The following is a 452-nucleotide window of genomic DNA, read 5'->3' as shown; positions in this document are numbered from 1 at the left end:
CGTCCAGGGTGCGCCGCAGGCCGTCCAGCCGCCGGGCGAGCCGCTCGGCGCGGGGCGCGGCCTCCGCGGCGGCGTCCACGCTCCGCTGGTGGGCGGCGCGAGTGGCCTCCCATTCCCCCAGCCACTCCTCCGTCTCGCGCAGCAGTTCCTCGTCCGAATCCGACTCCCTTTCCAGAGAGGCGAGTTCGACGTCGAGGCGGTCGACGCGCTCCTCGGCGCGCCGGGCGGCCTCCAGTGTGCCCAGTTCCCGGCGGGTGGCGCGTTCCAGGTCCGCGAGGCGCTCGGCGGGGGCGTGGGCCGCCTCACCGGGCAGTTCGGCGCGGGCCCGCTCCTCGGCGTACGCGGCGCGGCGGCTCTCCCTCCCGGCCTCCTCCCTCAGGGCGAGGGCGGGGGCGACGGTGTCGGCGGCGCGGGCCCGCTCCAGCCGCGCTCGCTTATAAAAAAATACGATC

At 76.5% G+C, this 452-nt stretch carries 1 pseudogene; it reads right to left on the bottom strand.

Annotated features, from left to right (window positions below):
- Positions 1 to 452, bottom strand: a pseudogene (locus AC2CJA_RS27230) (AAA family ATPase); the annotation flags it as partial.

The organism is Streptomyces sp. ATLC9, assembly GCF_057196705.1.
The sequence above is the reverse complement of the archived record's forward strand: the minus strand, read 5'-3'. Positions and strand labels throughout refer to the sequence as shown.